Genomic DNA, 19,232 nt, shown 5'->3' on the forward strand with positions numbered 1-19,232 from the left:
GAATATAGATTTTTAGAGTTTTTATTCCCTGACCTAGCTGCTCTTAGAATCTCCCTTTAAAATGGGTATTCTCTTAGAGCACTAGTACAACAAATACTGGTAATCAGCTTTTGGTATTTCATATTATGTATATTTTGTATTGATAAAACTCACATCTTATGAATATGATTAGATATACGAGTGTTTGCTTCATCATTACTAATATGACATATTAAATATGGATATAGGAGGCTATTATGAGACTGATTGGCAAGGCACTAATTGCACAAGGAGGAGGTCCTACTGCCGTTATTAATCAAAGCATGGCAGGAGTGATCGACGAGGCGCGAAAACATGATCAAATTACTAAAATCTATGGTGCTCTTAGAGGCGTAGAAGGCATCATCAATGAAGAGTTTATTGATTTAACCCAAGAAACTTCTCATAACCTAGAGCAAGTGGCGCACACACCATCATCTGCCTTATTTTCGACTCGCGTTAAGCCTGATGAAAATTATTGTAAATCAATTTTCAAAGTATTAAAAGCTCACGATATCCGTTACTTCTTTTACATTGGCGGCAATGATTCTGCCGATACCGTACATATTGTAAGTGAACAGGCTAAATTAGACAATTATGAGTTCCGCGCCATTCATATTCCTAAAACCATTGATAACGATTTATTGGTCAATGACCATACACCAGGCTATAGCTCAGCTGCCCGTTTTGTTATGCAGGCATTTTCAGGAATTAATCTTGACATGAGAGCATTATCGGGAGTGTATATCGGTATCGTAATGGGAAGAAATTCCGGATTTTTAACGGCATCAGCTGCTGCTGCCCAAAATTTTCCTGATGATGGCCCTCATTTAATTTATTTACCAGAACGCCCGTTTATTATTGAACATTTCGTTGCAGATGTGCAAAAAGTATATCTGCAACATGGTTATTGTGTAGTATCCGTATCAGAAGGTATCAAAGATCCATCTGGCTCCCCCATTATAGTAAGTCTATTAAGAGATATCGAAAAAGATGCTCATGGTAATGTAACGATGTCTGGCACGGGAGCCTTAGGAGACTTGCTCACACAGGCAGTAAAAGAAAAGCTAAAGATATCCAGAGTGCGCAGTGATACCTTTGGCTACATTCAACGTTGTTTCCTTGGCTGTGTTTCTGATGTAGATCAGAAAGAAGCAAGAGAAGCTGGTGAAAATGCAGTACAATTTGCTTTATCGAATAGCTGCGATGGTTCTGTGACGATTCATCGAGTCGGAGATTATGTTGTAGAATATAGAATGACTCCTCTTGCAGAGCTGGCAGGTAAAACCAAACATATGCCGGACGATTTTATCAATGCTGCAGGAAATCATGTAACTAACGCCTTCAAGGATTATCTTCGACCACTCCTAGGCTCCAATCTTCCCTCAACTAATCGATTAAAAGCCCCCAAAGTGCCTAAGATTTTAAAAGAAAATACTTTAAAAACATAAAACGGATCGAACCACAAAGACGCAAAGGACACAAAGGGGTTATTTCTTTTTCCACCTATAAAATAAGGATCTCCATTCATCTAATTTCTAGAAGAATGGAGATTTTTTTGTGACATTTTATAGAAGAATTTTTCTCTAAACTTAAGAATAACTTATCGCTTCATTTAGTTCTTGCAATTTCGTTTCTTGTTCTGCCGTCAAAGGTTTGGAAAAAAAACCGGATTTAATAAAACACTGCGATTATGACTATATTGAAATTCCAGGTTCATAATCACAGTAGAAATACGTTCCATTTCTGTTGATATAGTTGGATCACTTGTTCTTGTGTTTTTAATTTGTTTCCACATACTATCCAAAAGCTGCATCCCTGACTGTAGACCATACAGATAAAATGGCTTTTTGAAAACAAAATTCATAAAGAAATTTTCAATTAAGATGTCAGGTGTACAATAATTGACTGGTTCCATAACATCATCTTTTTGATCTAAAGAATCATAATTAGCATAAATAATTTCATTTAATTTCTGGCTAAAAGTATCATCTTGCGGCAAATGAAGAATTTTCTCAATTGTTTCTTTTAATCGTTGAATACGTTCATCAATTGTTATCATTCTATACTGCAGTAAATCGATAAAATGATGCTCCAACTCAAAATAATAGCGCAAAGGATGATAAGAAAATCGCTGTTCAGGATATACATGAACAACTTCCTGATTTGCATGCACGATGATGGGTTCCTTTAGGGAGCGAATGATTTCTAAAGGCCTAACTCGACTAGCTAATTTGACTACCGCAGGACAGCTAAAGCTTAAAGTCAACTCTCTCCCGCGAGAAGTATTCATCGGATAGCGTGGAAAAGTCTGACAGACTGTATCCAAATGGCTATGCCCAGCCTCTTCTTGTAATCGGCAAAGATGATTCTCCTCCAAAAACCAGCATCCACCCTTGGACTTTTTACGAATGTAAGCATATTCACCTAACTTCTGCTTCCCAGCAATAGGAATAAAAATCTTTGAAAATTCCTCTTCCTTCCCATTTTTCAAAAATAGCTGATAATTCCGATTATAACTTTCCTCGTCCATGGTTACCTGCCAATCATTCTGGCAGCATTGCCCACACATTTCACAAGAAAACTCATTTATAATATCCATATAGATATACATCCTACAGCTCCATCCTACGATTATGATTATGAGTGTATTTCTTCTTGATACTCCAACAAATTCCTGCTATGTCTGCTGAATAATCATAAGAAAAATATCTCGCATTCTTTTAAAACATAAAAAGGAACCACAAAGACGCAAAGGGCACTCCTTTGTGTGCCGCGTCAGCGGCATTGTGCCTTTGCGGTTCATAACATCCTATATTCTTCCACCTACAAAACTTATAAATTCTATAGAAAAGGGCCGTCAGTTGCAACAAGTTATGTGCTGTAACTGATGACCCTTAATAATAAATATATAGGATTACTTATTTAAAAATCCCAAAAGGTTTACCTGTAGGTAAAAAAGCTCTGCCAAAATGATGATTTAATACGACTGCAGCGGAACCATAGAAAGAAAACAAGGATATCGCAAGCTCCGTATAACCAGCCACAGCATGCGCCCAATGAGCAGCGCCAAAGGCATCTAATGCTAACATTGCTAATAAAACATCAATTAATACAAAGATAATAAATAATACCTTATTGGTTTCCATCGAACCAATCGTCATAAACAGGGAAAAAATTAAATAACCAATAAATCCAAAACCAAGCTGTCCCATATCAATGCCATTCATGAGAGCTTGTCCGAAAACGCCTAGCTTTATTAACCAGCACGCTGCAACGGAAAACCAGAAGAAAGCATACCCAGCAAAAGCAGTTGCTCCAAAAATATTATTGTGCTTAAAATCCAGAGAAGCTGCCATTAATTGTGCAAAAGCCCCCAGAAATATAGCCCATGGAATCACGAAAGATAAACCGGTTGTAATTCCAAGTTTCTGGGTTGACGCGACAAAAGTCACCATTGCCAAACCAAATAATCCCAAACTAGATGGGTCTGCTACTACGATTTTTACATGTTGCGTGTTATTCATAAAAACCTCCTTCAATTTATACTATGCTAAGTTACCACATAACCAAAATTGGTGTCAATATGCTAAAATAAAATTACATATATTTTTGATACTATTAAGGAAAGAAAATTCGAATTGGCAAAATAAGTACTTTATGCTGCTATAAAGTATGTCCTTCTTAAAAAGTTATTTGTATCTTTAGGAAGAATAGTATATTATATTAACAGTATTAAGTGAAGTGGGGAGGATGAAAATGGCTCTAATTGTAAAAAAATTCGGCGGAAGCTCTGTTGCTACCCCTGAAAAAATTATGGCAGTAGCCCAAAGAGTTCTACGCGAAAAAGGTTCTGAAGATAAAATGGTTGTAGTAGTATCGGCAATGGGAGATACTACAGATAATTTAATTACCCTAGCCAATACCTTAGTTGGACAACCATATACATACGCTCGCGAAATGGATATGTTATTATCCACTGGCGAGCAGGTAACCATTGCTTTATTGGCAATGACCTTCAATAAATTGGGGCATCCAGCCATATCATTGACAGGCCCCCAAGCCGGCATTAAAACGAATAGTGCTTATACAAAAGGTAAAATTAACAATGTCAATCCAGTAAGGGTATTAGAGCAATTAGACAAAGGAAATATTGTTGTTGTCGCCGGTTTTCAAGGGTCGAATGCTGAAGGAGATATTCTGACCTTAGGACGGGGTGGTTCCGATACTTCCGCTGTTGCTTTAGCAGGAGCGCTAAAGGCTGATGTTTGTGAAATTTTCACTGATGTTGACGGTATCTATTCTGCTGATCCAAGGGTTGTACAAGATGCTCGTCGTATGAAAGAAATAACCTGTGATGAGATGCTGGAAATGGCTAGGCTAGGAGCAGGAGTAATGCAGCCTCGCTCTGTAGAAATGGGTAAATATTATGGTATCCCGATTCATGTACGCTCAACTTTCACCCAAGATTTGGGTACTTTTATCAGGGAGGTATGTACAATGGAAGAAAAAGAATTTATCATTAAAGGGGTCGCTCATGACACCAATGTCGCCAAAATTGGAATATTGGGTGTACCAAATCGTCCAGGTATTGCTTTTAAAATCTTTTCAACCCTAGCAAAAGCAAATATTGATGTGGATATGATTGTGCAAAGTATACGTAATACGGACAAAGATATTATCGATATGATCTTCACCATTGCACAACCTGATTTGCCTCAAACGAAGAAAATAGTCGAAGAGTTAGGCAAAGAAATGCAGGTTCTTGGAATTCTCATTGATGATAAGGTCGCCAAGGTATCAATCGTCGGCGCAGGAATGCTCGGCAGCCCCGGCATTGCTGCCAATATGTTCGGCGCTTTATCTGATGCTGAAGTAAATATCGAGGTCATTAGCACCTCAGAAATCAGCATCTCCTGCATCATTCAAGCTGATCGCGTAAAAGAAGCCGTAAACGCAATTCATGCCCGTTTCTTTCCTAACAATCCTGAATAATACAAGAAAAATACTAACAAAATGAATCGAACCACAAAGACGCAAAGGACACAAAGGGTTTTATTTTCGTGTTAAAATAAATTAACCGCAGAGGCGCAGGGAATACAGAGAAGGTAGGATTGAAAAATCCCTCTCTGTGTTCTCTGCGCCTCTGCGTTCCGTCGCTCTTTTCTTTTCCTTCCAATTTATACTTTAAACTGCATCACCAGGTTTTCTAGTTTGTATGACATCTCCTGCAATTTTTCCGTAGAAGAGGTAATATCTTGAGCGGAAGCAGCCTGCTGTTCGCATACTGCGGCAATTTCCTGAGCACCACTAGTATTATGAGCTGCCAAGGTACTAATATTAGCAACAGCCTGCATTGCCTCCCGACATAGATGAACTTGATTCTCTGTTTCTACAATAATGGTATTCGCCTGTTCTTGCACATGACCGATCCCTGCAACAATTTTTTCAAATGCAGCGCCGCTGGTTTGAGCAATTTCAACCCCCTGCTCTACATTAGCAAAACTTTGCTGCATCGCAGTGAAGGCGCCACTACTTTCTGACTGAATTCGATTAATAATTGCTGATATATTTTTGGTAGCTTTTGCAGATTGCTCGGCTAACTTACGTACCTCGTCTGCCACTACCGCAAAGCCTCGACCTGCTTCTCCTGCCCGGGCAGCTTCAATCGCCGCATTCAAAGCCAGTAAGTTCGTCTGTTTTGCGATTTCGGTAATTACACCGGTAATTGTGCCAATTTCTTTCGTACTTTCTCCCAGTACCTCAACTGTTTTAGCTGTATCGGCAACAAGGCTTTTGATATTTTGCATCTTAACTACCGTCTCATTGATGACCTGCTGCCCTTGAGCAGACGCTGTTGAGCATTCATTAGTAGAAGCTGCCGTCTGCTGAATACTTTCTGAGACATTCACACTAATATTCACTAGTTTTTGCAACAGTTCCTCAGTCGTCTTCGTATCTTTGCCCTGATGTCCAATTTTTTCAGCAATATCCGCGACAGACTGGGACACCTGAATACTTCCGACGCGTGATTGCTCCGAAGTAGCAGCAACCGTATTGGTGGACTCTAATACAAGAGCAGAGGATTGTTTTACAGACTGTACAATATTTCGCAAACTAAGAGTCATACTATTAAAAGCCATCGCAACATGCCCTAATTCATCGTGTCGATAATGCCCCATCGTGTGGGTTAAATCCCCCTGGGCTACAATATCTGCCCCTTCCGCTAATTCTTGCAAGGGAGCAAGGGACCGACGAATCACAAACAAACCACTAATCAGTAAAATCATAATCATCAAAAAGATAATCTTGGTGCTATTTTCTACCATATCAAATGCCGACTGCAGTGCCTCTTTTTTGGGATAGGTGGAAATAGCAATCCAATCCGTATTCGCAATGGGGCGATAGGAAATAAAATAGTCTTGATTCCGAAATATTCCCATAGTATTACCGGACTGCTTTTCCACAGCCTCTTTATAATACTCTTCATCTAATTGTTTGGACTCTGTAACCGCCGATGAATCACTTTGATAAAAGATTGGTACTCGATTCTTATTCAGAATTGTAATGGAATAGCCTGGATTTTGCGATAATATCTGCTCCACCAGATTATTTACATTCTGCATAGATAAATTAGCTCCCAGTATCCCCTGCACTTTATTATCTGCTCCTACAATAGGAACTGACGCAATAATCGTCATTTCATTGGTTACCTTACTATGTACTGGGTCTGAAAAATTTACAGTTCCTTGCAATGCCTTCTGAAAATAATCCCGATCCATAATATTTACTAATGCTTTATTATCCGTACGAAAAATTTGATTTCCATCGGTACGAGCCACAAAAAGAGCCTCATTACCACCATAATAAGGCTTAACCTGGGTAAGATAATTCTCCAATCCTTCTTTTTGCATTCCGCGAATGCTGCTCGTGGAACTGGTTACCATTAAAAAATTCTTTTTAGATTGAATATTGGCACCAATATCGCTAGCGATTCGGTCAACAACTTTATTATTTTTATCAATTGCAGCCTGAGTTAGGCTTTCCATTGTCTGATTCGTGAAATACCAGCCAATGATACTTAAGGGCATAACACAGATAAGAGCCATGGTAATGGTTGCCTGGGTTGCAAGAGATGACCAAGATATTTTGAAGGTAAAATTACGCAAAAGATCCAGCTTGAAAAGCCTTAAAAAATGTATCCTATAATTACTCTTTCCGGAGAATTTAGGTAGCTTTTTTCTGTACTGCTTCAATTCTCTTAAGCATATAATCGGATTACTTTTGAAATTAGGCATAAACCTAATTTTTATATTCTTTATAAAACTCACCAGTTTTTTTAGCATGCTGCTTTCCCCCAAACATTATTACTATACATGTAATAAATGTTATGCTCATACAATAACTTCTTACCAATTAAACAGAAAAGGTCATGATATGTACATGACCTTTTCTGTTTATTCATATTTATCCGCCAGCTTATTTTTTTAATTTTGTAACAGGTACAAATCCATTTTTCTCAGCATATGTTTCTTGGAACTCTTTGCTAGTTACATAGTCAATAAAGGCTTTTACTGCACCAGTAGGTTCCCCTTTAGTAAACATACGACCAAAGGTATATACAGGGTAGCTGCCGTTAACAACGTTCTCAATGGAATATTTCACACCATTGTAAGACAAGCCTTTTACACTTTGATCCACATAAGCAGCATCTACATAACCAATGGCACCAGGAGTGCTTGCAATCGCAGATCTTACAGCACCATTTGAATCTTGAATAACAGCATTATCAGTGAAATCAGCATTTTTAAGTACTACTTGGGCAATCGTTGCACGAGATCCTGATGACTTTGCACGATGAACTAACGTAATTTTTTGATCTTTACCGCCTACATCTTTCCAGTTCGTAATTTTACCAGTCATAATATCCACATATTGTTGTTGGGATAAATTTTCTACAGCTACGTCACTATTCACAATGAATACAAATGGAATTCCTACCAATTTGTGCTCAACAAGTCCTTTATCCTTTAAGTTGTCTTGCAGGGCAACATCAGAATTACCAATATTAACAGACCCTGCAGCAACTTGATTTTGTCCGGTAAAAGAGCCGCCGCCTGCGATATTCACCGTTACTTTATCATATTTCTTTTGAAATTCTTCCTGTCCAGGTTTTAATAAAGGAAGCAACGCTGTCGAACCAGATGCAGTTACTGTTCCTTGTACATCCGCAGCCGCCTTAGGAGCTGCTTCTTTTGTACCGCCACAGCCAGCTACCAGGCTAACACCTAACATTAAAGACATCGCCGCTACAAGTATTTTAGATTTTTTTACTAATTTCATTTGAAGACCCCCTGTAAAATTTACTATAGTTAAATTGTAAGACAATATGAACCGAAATGTGTTAAGACATTGTTACGTTTATGTTAAATCGCTTATATACTCAATCAATGCAGTAGCAACTCCGCCAAACTAATTTACACTTCTTTTTCACTGCACCAGCGGCTTCACCTAAATCAGCCGGCGTTTTGAATTTGCATTCACGACTTGTCACTACCGCGATGGATAAGGAAACCATGGGGTATTCTTCTTCTATTCCATGTCGATTCTTGGCAACAATATATTCCACCTTTTGATCCTGTTCTGTATAAAAACCTCTAATGCGAACATCAAAATAATCAATGATTGTCTGGCATAAGGGTACAACATCAACGCCATGTACAATGGCAATGAAATCATCACCACCGATATGTCCTACAAAGAATTCTGCAATGTTAGCACTTTTTAATTGCAACTGAATTAGCTGGGCCGTCATACATAGGATTTTATCACCGTTGTCAAAACCATAAGTATCATTGTATGCTTTAAAATTATCCAAATCAAAGTATAATACAGAATAAGGCTCTTTTGATTCAATAATCTGCTGCAGTTTTTCTTCAATCAAAATATTCCCTGGCAAACCACTTAAGGGATTGCTATGTTTAGCCCGATTGATTTCTAACTGAGTCGTTTTCTCCAATAACTGCCGTACTGTAGTGATCCCATAATATTTTCCATATTGAGTCACCACGATATAGTCATACAGACTATCTTCATATCTGGCAACTGCCAATTTTGATACTTGCTCTAAGGGCATATCATAATCCACTATTAATGCATGATTGTCCATCAGCGACCCCACGGATCGCTTCATATAGACAGCGACTCCATATTGAGTCGCCAAATGCACTAGAAATTTATTCTTCATTAACAATCCCACTGGCACCTCTCCTTGAAGCAAGGTAATGCCCATAAGATGAGGATTTTCATTAAAATATTCCAGGACCTGACTGCCAGTAATTCCTTCTGGAAAGCCTGGATCGCGCCTGCTAATTTCTCCAATAGGCATAGTCAAAGGAGAATGAAAGGCCTCTTGTTTCTTCTGCTTGTTTTTTAATATGATATTTTCTTTCACCAAAGAATGAATCGTTAAGAACTCCGCAGCCGGTCTTTGCAGCAGATACCCTTGACCATAGGGTATACCAATTTGAATTAAAGTATTCAATTCGTCAATCGTTTCAATACCTTCTGCAATAATTTTCATATTCATTACAACGGAAAATTCATAAAATGCCTTTATTAATGCCTGTTTTAAAGCATCTTTATCAATATTCCGTACCAAATCCATATCAATCTTTATAAACTGCGGTCTTGTCTCTGCTAACAGCCGTAAGCCTGAATACCCTGCTCCAGTATCATCAATGGCAATTTTATACCCTTGGCTGGTATAATGATCTAGAACCTTGCGAAAGTTTTTGTAATCAGCGATAGAATTTTTTTCCGTAATTTCAAAAATAATATTACTCAGATCAAAATCCTGAGCTGCTACCATTTCCAGTGTGGCACCCTTTTGAAAACGCTCATCGTTTATAATGTTAGGATCAACATTAATAAACAACATCATATCTTTGGGTAATTCCTTAACCCTGGCCAAAGCTTTACTTCTGCAAAGAAACTCTAACTCCCACAATTTATTAAACTTCTCTGCAGCTGCAAACAAATCATCTGGCCGCTCCAAAGCTGAACCTTGTGGTCCACGACTCAAAGCCTCATAGCCAACAACATTTCCATCCAAAAGAGAAACAATTGGTTGAAAAACAGCCTTAATGTCTTTGTTATTTAGAATTTTCTCCAATTCACTGTAACCACTCTCTCCCCATTGTGTGTATTGGCGTTGTCGGACTAGCTGATTGCTTAGCACAGCTGGCATAACAGTGTTCCTCCATATTCAAATGATCTTATTTCTATACTTAATAGTAAAGAACTGGAGCTTCGTTTATGTTATGCGATGGTTATTTTTATGTTAAATTTGGGGTTTTATTATTTTTTTTTCATAGTCAACCTATCTCTTTTATTGTATGATTTTTCTAGAATACATTCGTCAGGAGGCAATTATGTTTAAATGGGGTATAAAACTAAGATTGACCATTAGCTACCTCTTATTAATCTTATTTACCATGCCAGTGTTAAGCGGCTATCTTCTTTGGTATTTCTATCAGCATAATTTGGAAATTTTAACCTCCAGCTTATTAACCCATGCTCATGTTACCGAACATTTTTTAGAAACCTATATGGCAGGTCCCAATGAAAAATCCCGAATTGACCAACGCATCAAAGAATTGGCCACTAAAACAGATTTGCGTGTTACCGTCATTAATCATACTGGCGATGTACTTGCTGATTCTTGGGAAAATCCAGCCACTATGGAAAATCATCTGCAACGGCCAGAAATAGCTTCTTCACTTACCGGGCATGAAGGATCATCCATTCGCTATAGTAGTACCTTAGGGCAAAACATGTTATACGTAGCCATTCCCATACGAAATGACAACGAGATTGTAGGTTCCGTTCGCATCTCCAGTACTTTGGCGGCCATTGACGCTGGATTTAATCAAATTAAGTCCACACTTCTTATTGCCATCTTATTAACCTCTTTCTTAGCCATTCTGCTCAGTATTTGGTTAGCCAGAAAATATACTGCTCCTTTGGAAGAAATCACCGCTGCTGCCTGTGATATTGCAAATGGTAATTTAGACCGCCGCCTCCATGTACGAACTGGCGATGAACTAGAGCTACTAGCTCACACTCTTAATAACCTAACCTCAAATTTAGATGATAAAATCAACGAAACCATTGCTGAAACACAAAAATTAGATCTCATCTTACAGCATATGGACAATGCTGTCATCCTCCTTGACCGATATGGAAAAATAACCACAGCCAATAAAATGGCCAGAGATATTTTTGACATTAAAGATGCTATGCTCAATCAACATAATATGCAAGTTCTTGGTTATAGCCAACTTGATCGCGGGGTACAGCAAGCTGCGAAGCAAGGAAAAAGTATGCTGATCTATCTCAAAACCAATATTCATAGCAGCATAAGAGTATTTCAAATATTTATTGCCCCGATTACCGCTACCGAGAATGAGATTACTAGTATATTAAGTGTATTTCACGATATTACCGCTCTGCAGGATATGCATGATCGTCAATCTGATTTTGTCGCTAATGCTTCTCATGAGCTGGCAACACCACTTACGACAATCAAAGGATTTGCAGAAACATTATTAGATGGCGCCTTAGAAGATAGCAAGCTGAGCTCTAAATTTCTTACAATTATCCATACGGAAGCGGAAAGAATGCAGCGCTTGGTGAACGAGCTCTTACAATTGGCAAAATTAAATTCTCATGAATATCGGCAGCAAGTCAAGCTAAAAGCAACTCATGTAACGCCCCTTCTCTACGCTGTAAAAGATGATCTTAGAACCAATGCAGAAGAAAAAAATATTACTGTAGACATTCAGGCAAATGCTGATCCTATTGTTATGGCTAACCCTGACTGGTTAAAGCAGATTTTGATTAATCTCTTGGATAATAGCATCAAATATACACCGCCTCTAGGCAAAGTACTGTTAACTTGTCTTCAGGAAGGCCATGAAGCGATACTCATCGTTGAAGATACGGGTATCGGTATTCCAGCTACTGATGTACCATTGATCTTTGATCGTTTTTATCGAGTTGACCGGGCGCGATCTCGTAATGCTGGCGGCACAGGCTTAGGACTAGCGATTGTAAAATTTATTGTTGAAATGCATGGCGGCAAGATTGAGGTAAAAAGCTCCGTCAACATCGGCACAACCTTTACCATTCGCTTACCACTCGCCTGAAACAATTGCACAAAATATAGAACGTTAAACACAGAGGACACAGAGAGCCACAGAGAGCACGGAGGGGTATTTTCTAAGCCCTCTATGTATTTCTTCTCTGTGTTCTCTGCGCCTCTGCGGTTCGTTTATCTTTTAGCACGTAACGTTTTGCTTAGCAAAAATTTAATCTATTATTAATGAATTCCTAACGCAATGTTAAATTGTAAACCTTATAATGAGAACGAGAATACTTTTCTCAATAAAGGGGGATTACGTTGAAGAAATATTATGTCTTAGACACTAATGTTCTATTACACTCTCCAAATGCCCTATACGCTTTTAATGAGCATACTATTGTAATTCCTGAAGTCGTGATTGAAGAACTGGATAAGTTTAAAAAGGAATCAACAGAACGTGGCACCAACAGTCGTAGTGTCAGTCGCATTATCGATAGTCTGCGTACACAAGGCAATTTACTAAAAGGAGTCCCCATCAATAACAGTGGTGGAATTCTCATCTTAGAATCTAATCATACTGCCACTGCCATGCCGCTTCACTGGGAAGGCGATAAAGCCGATAATCGTATATTGCAAGTTTGCAAGGGACTGGCAGAAAGCGGTCACCAAACTATTTTAGTGAGCCGCGATACGAATATGCGTGTTAAATCTTCCATTTTAAACATTCAAGCCGAAGACTTTCGTAATGATAAAGTTTCAGATATAGACCAGCAATACACGGGACGTATAATTGCCTATACTTCTAGTGAAGTAATCAATCGCTTCCACGAAAGTACAAATCATTATATTGATCCTGATACTCTTTATGTTTTTGACGATCTGGCAGGTATATTAATTCCTGCAGTCTTAGTTACCAACCAATTCTTGCTAATAAGGTCAACGGATAATGATCGTCATACCGCATTAGGCCGTTTTGATGGAAAAAAGGTCGTTCACTTACAATACCAAAATCGTAATCCTTTTGGAGTTACGCCCCGCAATGTGGGGCAAATTTTCATGCAAGAATGCCTTATGATGAGTGCTGAAGAAGCACCTTTAGTCATTTTAAAAGGTATTTCTGGAACTGCTAAAACCTTTTATGCCTTAGCAGTCGGACTTTACAACTATATGGAATGTCGTCCAAGAGAGTATCACCACATTCTAATCTGTCGTCCAAATTCAATGTTAGATGAAGGAATTGGTTTCCTACCTGGCACAGAAGCCGAAAAAATCGAACCTTACATGCGTGCGATAAAGGATAATTTATTTACATTAATGTCAGGTAACACACCCATGGAAGATAAAGATGTACTGCAAACGGAAGATACGGTTAATATGCTATTTGAAAAGCGTGTTATTCAAACCGAAGCATTGGCCTATCAAAGAGGTCGCTCACTGCAAAAGTATTGGGTTATTTTTGACGAAATGCAAAATGCTACCCCACGCCAAGCAAAGGCTGTATTAACCCGTCCTGGCCTGGGTACTAAAATCATACTCATTGGTGATCCAGCCCAAATTGATAATCCACTGTTAGACAGCCAGTCCAACGGCTTAAGCTATGCCAGCGAAAAAATGATTGGATCTAAACTATGCTTTCAGGTAACCATGCTGCCTGAAGAATGCGAGAGATCTCCCTTGGCAGCAGAAGCGGCTATGAGACTGTAATCTTTTATTGCATTATATAAAATAGGCTCGTACATTTTTTGTACAAGCCTATTTTTTGCTTCATACAAAGTACTCGATGGCGGCATGAGGAAAATACGTATGTATTCCTTTATGCATATCCTTTTTCATTTCATCCATCGTTTCTTTTTGATATATATATTTTCCATAACCAAACTGCCCGTACTTAAATTTACGTTCCTCTTCTTTCATAGGTAATTTCGTTTCCGGAAATATATCAAGAATGTTATTTTTAGCTCTTTTAGTGAAGCGATGAGCGATTAACTCAAAAGTTATATCACTACGATCCTTTTTCGGAAGCTGTTTATCTAATTCCTGTAGTAATTGTAAATACTCTTCTTTCCAGCCAGGATAATAAAAAATAGGGGCAATAATAAAACCAACAGGATATCCCTTCTCTGCTACTTTAGCAGCGGCCTCTACTCTTTGGATTAAAGTCGGCGTTTTATGCTCATACTGGTCAATAATTGATGCTGCATTGATGCTAAAGCGAAAGCGGGTATGTCCATTATGTTTAGCCGTTAATAAAGAATCCACCCGATCATGCTTGGTAACAAAGCGAAATCTGCCGAATGGCTGTCTGCCAAAAAATTCAATAGTGTTATATAAAAGCCCTGTCAAATATTCTGTAGGAATTGGATCTGAAGTAGCTGCACCTTCAAACCAGGTGATTTCCGGTGCTCTCGCCCTGATGTAACGACTAGCCTGTTCCAATATTTCATTCACATTCACATACACCCTTAAATAAGGCTTCTTCCCTAAAGTAGTAGCAAGATAACAATATTCACACATACTCGAACAGCTAGTGGTCAACGGCAGCTGGTAGTGAGCCGATGGCTTACATCCTGCAAAATCTAGACTCTTTCTAATACCTACGACTAAGGTGTTCTTAGCTTCTTGATAGGCTTGCTGCGGAGTATCTCCCGGTATACCCGTAATTCGATTATGAGATCCAGTTAGCGTTATAGGTACCTTCATTTCTTGTAACTGTTCAAACACCTGTTGTCCAATGGGATATTCGAGTGCTTTGGGCTCGAAAAACGCTCTTTTGGGAATAAATTGATGACTCATCATACTCCCCCTATCAATTTCCTAATTATCTTCTCTTAGTGTGAACATAATCGGACAAATTCTATGCAAATCTCTCGAAAAATAAAATAAAAGCCTCTGTTAGGTTGCTTTTTTAAGTATTTTGTTGTAAATTATTCAATAGATTGAGAAAGGTAGTTGATAAGAATATGAATGCTAAAGTGATTGATCATCCGCTAATTCAGCACAAATTATCCCTAATACGCAATATACATACAGGAACCAAAGAATTTCGTGAATTATTAGAAGAGATCTCAATGTTAATGGCTTTTGAAATCACTCGTGATCTCCCCTTAGAAGATGTAGAAATCGAGACTCCTGTTGCAAAATGTACTTGCAAAATGCTATCAGGTAAAAAATTAGGTATTGTTCCCATTTTGCGGGCTGGCTTAGGTATGACCAATGGTGTTGTCAGACTTATTCCTGCTGTTAAAGTGGGCCATATCGGCTTATACCGTGATCCCCAAACCCTAATGCCAGTAGAGTACTACTGTAAATTACCAAGCGATGTAGCAGAAAGAGACTTTATTCTAATTGATCCCATGCTTGCAACAGGCAACTCTTTAGCTGCTTCAATTGACATCCTCAAAAGAAAAGGTGCTAAAAACATTAAGTGCATGTGTCTAGTTGCCTCACCAGAAGGCATACAATTAATTAATAACTCCCATCCTGACGTAGATATTTTCGTAGCTGCGATTGATGAAAAATTAAATGATCACGGCTACATTGTCCCAGGTTTAGGAGATGCCGGCGATCGAATCTTTGGTACCAAGTGATCTTTACAGCAATTTATGGTGTGCAGTTTTTGTCTAAATGGACAAGGCTGTATACCTTTTTTTTATTATCATCGTCTCATCAAGAAAAACAATCTGTACTATTAATAAAAATTACCAATAAAATTTTCATTAAATTTACATATAAATAACACATTTTTTTTGAAAAAGGTGTATAATGGACTTAAAAAATAATGAAACCGAAAGGCTGGGATACAGTATGGCGATTTGGCAAGTTGAATTAGACAGTAGAGATGTGAGTCAATATCGCAAGAAGTTGAAAAATCGCGGTTTTATCTCGGCGAGCTATTTTTCCTACAATGGCTTTGATCTCGATAAAATGAGAAAATTGGCCAAAGAAGGAAAAATTGATGCTATGCGCTGCATTATCGGGAAATCTATACGATGGTATTACTTAGAGCAACAAGCAGAAACTGCACGACTCAAGGGTGAGCTATACTAAAATCGAATATAGTCCTTCATATAGGAGAAATAGAGTCAGTGTTTCCTTGAAACAAAAAGGAAACACTGACTCTATTTCTCTTTTTTATAGAACTAGAATTTATAAGTTTAAGGGAATGTTGAACACAGAGGACACAGAGTTCGCTTAAGAGCACAGAGGTTTTTAACTCTAATTATCTTTTCTCTGTGTGCTCTGCGCCTCTGTGGTTCGGTTTACTTTATTATGTTTTAAAGGACGCGCAGCGTTTTTCTTATTATTTTGTCGCTTTTATAAAGGGTTTCGTCTAACTTTCACGAAGTAATTGTCATATAAAGGCAAATAATACCCAGGGGGATAATATGATGAAGAAACGATATTATACTTGCCTCTTTGCTGGTGAGGCTGGCTACGGAGTCATGAGTGCTGGTTCTATCATTGCCAAAGGAGCAAATCGTAATGGTTTGTGGTCTTTCTTAGTAAATGAATACCCTTCCCTGATTCAGGGTGGGCTCAATTCTTGTCTGGTACGTCTGGCTGATCAATCCCTTTCATCTTATGAAGAAACCCTTGATTTTTTAGGGCTCTTTTCCCAACAAGGCTTTGATTATTATGCGGATAAGCTGAATCCGGGGGCTATTGTACTATATGATCCTGCGACTACCCAAGTGGATGAAAGCAAAGTCCCTGAGGGTACTTTACTGTATCCTGTTTCTTTAACAAGTTTCGTTCCTAAAGGCGGAGCTAAGATCATGATCAACAGTGCCATGTTAGGAAGTTTTTGTGCTCTTACAGGCTATCCTAAGAATGTGGTCATTGATGTAATAAAAAATGAATTCCACAATGCTAAAATACAACAGGAAAACATTAAAATTTTAGAAGAAGTATATGAACATATCGTATCATCCTTACCTTCCCAGAACGTCTTTCCCTTCACTTTTCATAAACACGCGGAACCCAAGATTCTAATTAACGGCAATGAGGCTATTTCCATTGCAGCGATTCAAGCAGGCTGCAAATTTTCCGCTGGTTATCCCATGACACCAGGCTCAAGCGTTTTAAGCTATTTAGCTGATCATGGCAGAGACTATGGTCTAGTTTTTAAGCAGGCCGAAGATGAAATTGCCGCTATTAATATGCTCATTGGCGCTTCCTTCACGGGGGTACGTTCCATTGGTTCTACTAGCGGCGGCGGCTTTGCCTTAATGGTAGAAGCCTTAGGTTTTGCTGCGATGGCCGAAGTGCCCGTGGTTATGGTCAATGCCCAAAGAGGTGGTCCTAGTACTGGGCTGCCAACGCGAACCGCACAGGCTGACTTAAATTTTGTCGTCTATGCCTCTCAAGGAGAATTCCCACGGATTGTCTTAGCTCCCGGAGATATCGAAGAATGTTTTTATGAAACATTTCGGGTTTTTAATCTCGCAGATAAATACCAAGTACCATGCATTATTTTAACTGATAAATATTTGGCTGATTCCTCTGTTTCTCATCCCCTCTTTGCTACTGGTCATTTAACAATTGACCGCGGCAAACGGTTTGAAGAAAACGTAGATCGCCAAGAACCTTATTTGCGTTATCAAAATACCCCTGATGGCATTTCAACAAGGGCCTTTCCGGGGCAAGTCGGCGGCCGCCATATTGCTACTAGTTATACTCATGGTGAGGACGGTTTTTATAGTTCGGGAAATAAGGAATACGCCCTTAACGAACCAACTGTAACAAAAGAGAGTATGGATAAATTATATAATAAATTACCCTCTATGGAGAAAGACATACCTGCTATTAAATTTTATGGCCCATCTGAAGCTGATGTAACGATTATTGCCTGGGGCTCAACGAAAGGAGCCATCTTAGAAGCCATGGAGCAAGCAGCAATCGAAGGAATTTGCGTAAACTTTTTGCAGGTTCTCTATATTTCTCCATTTCCAGCTACCGCTGTTGAACCAATTCTGCAAAAAGCCAAGAAGACCCTCCTCATTGAAGGCAATAAGACAGGGCAGCTTGGCGGCATTCTTGCCGCTCATACGGGGTACAAAGCGAACCATTCCTTCTTCAAATATAACTCTCGTGCTTTTGTGCCTTCAGAAATTCTTGCAAAGATCAAGGAGGTGCTTCTCTAATGAGTGCTCATGATATTAATCTATCCTATGTTCCCACTTGGTGTGCTGGCTGTGGCAATTATGGCATCATCAATGCACTAAAAAAAGCCCTGACTTCCCTTAACTTGGATTTAGAACAAACGGTACTAGCCACAGGAATTGGCTGCGCCAGTAAAATCAGTCAATATGTGAATACCTATCGCATTGAAACCTTACACGGTCGTTCTCTGCCTGTAGCCACAGGAGTCAAATTAGCTAACCACAATCTGACTGTAATTGCCGAAGGCGGCGATGGAGATGGAATGGGGCTCGGAATGGGGCATTTTATCCATACGGCAAGACGCAATTTGGATATTACCTACTTTATTCATAATAACCAGATTTACGGTTTAACCAAAGGACAAACCTCACCTACTAGTGATTTAGGAGCCGTCACGAAGTTTACCCCTGCCCCCCTTGGCAATGTGGAACAGCCTATTAATATAGTAAAAATGGCATTAAATGCAGGAGCTACCTTTGTGGCACGAGGCTTTGTCGGCAATAGCGCTCAGTTGATTTCTCTCATGGCTGAGGCTATTAAACATCCAGGATTTGCCGTAGTTGATATTCTCCAGCCTTGTGTTACTTTTAACCATGTAAATACGTACCCATGGTATCAACAGCGTGTTAAAGTCATTGATAATATGGAAGGCTATGACCCCACCAGCCTAGACAAAGCTCTGTTTTTTGCTGGCTTATGGGGCGAACAAATCCCTATAGGCTTATATTATCGTACAATACGTCCTACCTATCATGAATCTCTGCCCCAATTGTCTGAGCAATCCCTGATGCAACAGAAGATTGACAATGTAGATATAACAGGACTCATGAAGGAGCTCTATTAATAACCCAAACGAGCACACTTAGCACATTGCATTGGCAAAACATATTTCTTTAACGACAAAAGC

General features: G+C 38.9%; 14 protein-coding genes. 8 read left to right on the forward strand and 6 right to left on the reverse strand.

All coding sequences use genetic code 11. The features are described 5' to 3' along the window. The first annotated feature begins 236 nt into the window (after positions 1-236). Positions 237-1,469 (forward strand): 6-phosphofructokinase, encoded by a 1,233-nt coding sequence (locus tag JBW_RS17190; RefSeq protein WP_007955985.1) that lies wholly within the window; start codon positions 237-239, stop codon positions 1,467-1,469. A 197-nt stretch (positions 1,470-1,666) separates the two neighbouring features. On the opposite strand, the gene fliB is transcribed toward JBW_RS17190, so the two are convergent. Together fliB and JBW_RS17200 are read right to left on the reverse strand one after the other, a co-directional pair. Continuing rightward, positions 1,667-2,620: a flagellin lysine-N-methylase gene (fliB, locus tag JBW_RS17195; RefSeq protein WP_235333917.1), complete on the reverse strand. Its 954-nt coding sequence runs from the start codon at positions 2,618-2,620 to the stop codon at positions 1,667-1,669. Positions 2,621-2,939: 319 nt separating this feature from the next. Continuing rightward, positions 2,940-3,545: an acetate uptake transporter gene (locus JBW_RS17200; RefSeq protein ID WP_007955987.1), complete on the reverse strand. Its 606-nt coding sequence runs from the start codon at positions 3,543-3,545 to the stop codon at positions 2,940-2,942. A gap of 232 nt (positions 3,546-3,777) precedes the next feature. Between JBW_RS17200 and JBW_RS17205 the strand changes: the two genes are divergently transcribed. Then, entirely contained in the window at positions 3,778-5,013 is a 1,236-nt protein-coding gene (locus JBW_RS17205; protein WP_007955988.1) for an aspartate kinase, read from the forward strand. A 185-nt stretch (positions 5,014-5,198) separates the two neighbouring features. On the opposite strand, the gene JBW_RS17210 is transcribed toward JBW_RS17205, so the two are convergent. The 3 genes from JBW_RS17210 to JBW_RS17220 all read right to left on the reverse strand — a co-directional run bounded on the left by JBW_RS17210 (position 5,199) and on the right by JBW_RS17220 (position 10,267). After that, entirely contained in the window at positions 5,199-7,187 is a 1,989-nt protein-coding gene (locus tag JBW_RS17210) for a methyl-accepting chemotaxis protein (protein WP_235333919.1), read from the reverse strand. A gap of 310 nt (positions 7,188-7,497) precedes the next feature. Beyond that, positions 7,498-8,361, reverse strand: coding sequence for a phosphate ABC transporter substrate-binding protein (locus JBW_RS17215; protein WP_007955991.1), 864 nt, complete (start codon positions 8,359-8,361; stop codon positions 7,498-7,500). A 100-nt stretch (positions 8,362-8,461) separates the two neighbouring features. Further along, positions 8,462-10,267, reverse strand: coding sequence for a GGDEF domain-containing protein (locus tag JBW_RS17220; protein ID WP_007955996.1), 1,806 nt, complete (start codon positions 10,265-10,267; stop codon positions 8,462-8,464). Positions 10,268-10,451: 184 nt separating this feature from the next. Between JBW_RS17220 and JBW_RS17225 the strand changes: the two genes are divergently transcribed. Together JBW_RS17225 and JBW_RS17230 are read left to right on the forward strand one after the other, a co-directional pair. Continuing rightward, on the forward strand, positions 10,452-12,227 hold the full coding sequence (locus tag JBW_RS17225) for an ATP-binding protein (RefSeq protein WP_007956003.1): 1,776 nt from the start codon (positions 10,452-10,454) through the stop codon (positions 12,225-12,227). A 254-nt stretch (positions 12,228-12,481) separates the two neighbouring features. After that, positions 12,482-13,867 (forward strand): PhoH family protein, encoded by a 1,386-nt coding sequence (locus JBW_RS17230; protein WP_007956005.1) that lies wholly within the window; start codon positions 12,482-12,484, stop codon positions 13,865-13,867. A 60-nt stretch (positions 13,868-13,927) separates the two neighbouring features. On the opposite strand, the gene splB is transcribed toward JBW_RS17230, so the two are convergent. Then, positions 13,928-14,956 (reverse strand): spore photoproduct lyase, encoded by a 1,029-nt coding sequence (gene splB, locus JBW_RS17235; RefSeq protein ID WP_007956007.1) that lies wholly within the window; start codon positions 14,954-14,956, stop codon positions 13,928-13,930. 167 nt (positions 14,957-15,123) lie between these two features. Between splB and upp the strand changes: the two genes are divergently transcribed. The 4 genes from upp (at position 15,124) to JBW_RS17255 (ending at position 19,169) form a co-directional block, all read left to right on the forward strand. Further along, positions 15,124-15,750, forward strand: a complete 627-nt coding sequence (gene upp, locus JBW_RS17240; protein ID WP_007956009.1) for a uracil phosphoribosyltransferase — start codon at positions 15,124-15,126, stop codon at positions 15,748-15,750. A 217-nt stretch (positions 15,751-15,967) separates the two neighbouring features. Further along, on the forward strand, positions 15,968-16,210 hold the full coding sequence (locus tag JBW_RS17245; RefSeq protein ID WP_036680902.1) for a hypothetical protein: 243 nt from the start codon (positions 15,968-15,970) through the stop codon (positions 16,208-16,210). A 338-nt stretch (positions 16,211-16,548) separates the two neighbouring features. Next, positions 16,549-18,306, forward strand: a complete 1,758-nt coding sequence (locus tag JBW_RS17250; protein WP_007956012.1) for a 2-oxoacid:acceptor oxidoreductase subunit alpha — start codon at positions 16,549-16,551, stop codon at positions 18,304-18,306. Then, positions 18,306-19,169: a 2-oxoacid:ferredoxin oxidoreductase subunit beta gene (locus tag JBW_RS17255; RefSeq protein WP_007956016.1), complete on the forward strand. Its 864-nt coding sequence runs from the start codon at positions 18,306-18,308 to the stop codon at positions 19,167-19,169. Before JBW_RS17250 ends, JBW_RS17255 begins: the two co-directional genes overlap by 1 nt. Positions 19,170-19,232 lie beyond the last annotated feature (63 nt).

It is taken from the genome of Pelosinus fermentans JBW45 (assembly GCF_000271665.2).
Lineage (GTDB): Bacteria > Bacillota > Negativicutes > DSM-13327 > DSM-13327 > Pelosinus > Pelosinus baikalensis.

Bases quoted from the DNA above. Each gene is read 5' to 3' on its own strand.
- JBW_RS17250 (WP_007956012.1), top strand. From the start codon at position 16,549: ATGATGAAGAAACGATATTATACTTGCCTCTTTGCTGGTGAGGCTGGC.
- JBW_RS17205 (WP_007955988.1), top strand. From the start codon at position 3,778: ATGGCTCTAATTGTAAAAAAATTCGGCGGAAGCTCTGTTGCTACCCCT.
- JBW_RS17225 (WP_007956003.1), top strand. From the start codon at position 10,452: ATGTTTAAATGGGGTATAAAACTAAGATTGACCATTAGCTACCTCTTA.
- JBW_RS17220 (WP_007955996.1), bottom strand. From the start codon at position 10,267: ATGCCAGCTGTGCTAAGCAATCAGCTAGTCCGACAACGCCAATACACA.
- JBW_RS17255 (WP_007956016.1), top strand. From the start codon at position 18,306: ATGAGTGCTCATGATATTAATCTATCCTATGTTCCCACTTGGTGTGCT.
- JBW_RS17215 (WP_007955991.1), bottom strand. From the start codon at position 8,361: ATGAAATTAGTAAAAAAATCTAAAATACTTGTAGCGGCGATGTCTTTA.
- JBW_RS17245 (WP_036680902.1), top strand. From the start codon at position 15,968: ATGGCGATTTGGCAAGTTGAATTAGACAGTAGAGATGTGAGTCAATAT.
- splB (WP_007956007.1), bottom strand. From the start codon at position 14,956: ATGAGTCATCAATTTATTCCCAAAAGAGCGTTTTTCGAGCCCAAAGCA.
- JBW_RS17190 (WP_007955985.1), top strand. From the start codon at position 237: ATGAGACTGATTGGCAAGGCACTAATTGCACAAGGAGGAGGTCCTACT.
- upp (WP_007956009.1), top strand. From the start codon at position 15,124: ATGAATGCTAAAGTGATTGATCATCCGCTAATTCAGCACAAATTATCC.
- JBW_RS17200 (WP_007955987.1), bottom strand. From the start codon at position 3,545: ATGAATAACACGCAACATGTAAAAATCGTAGTAGCAGACCCATCTAGT.
- fliB (WP_235333917.1), bottom strand. From the start codon at position 2,620: ATGGATATTATAAATGAGTTTTCTTGTGAAATGTGTGGGCAATGCTGC.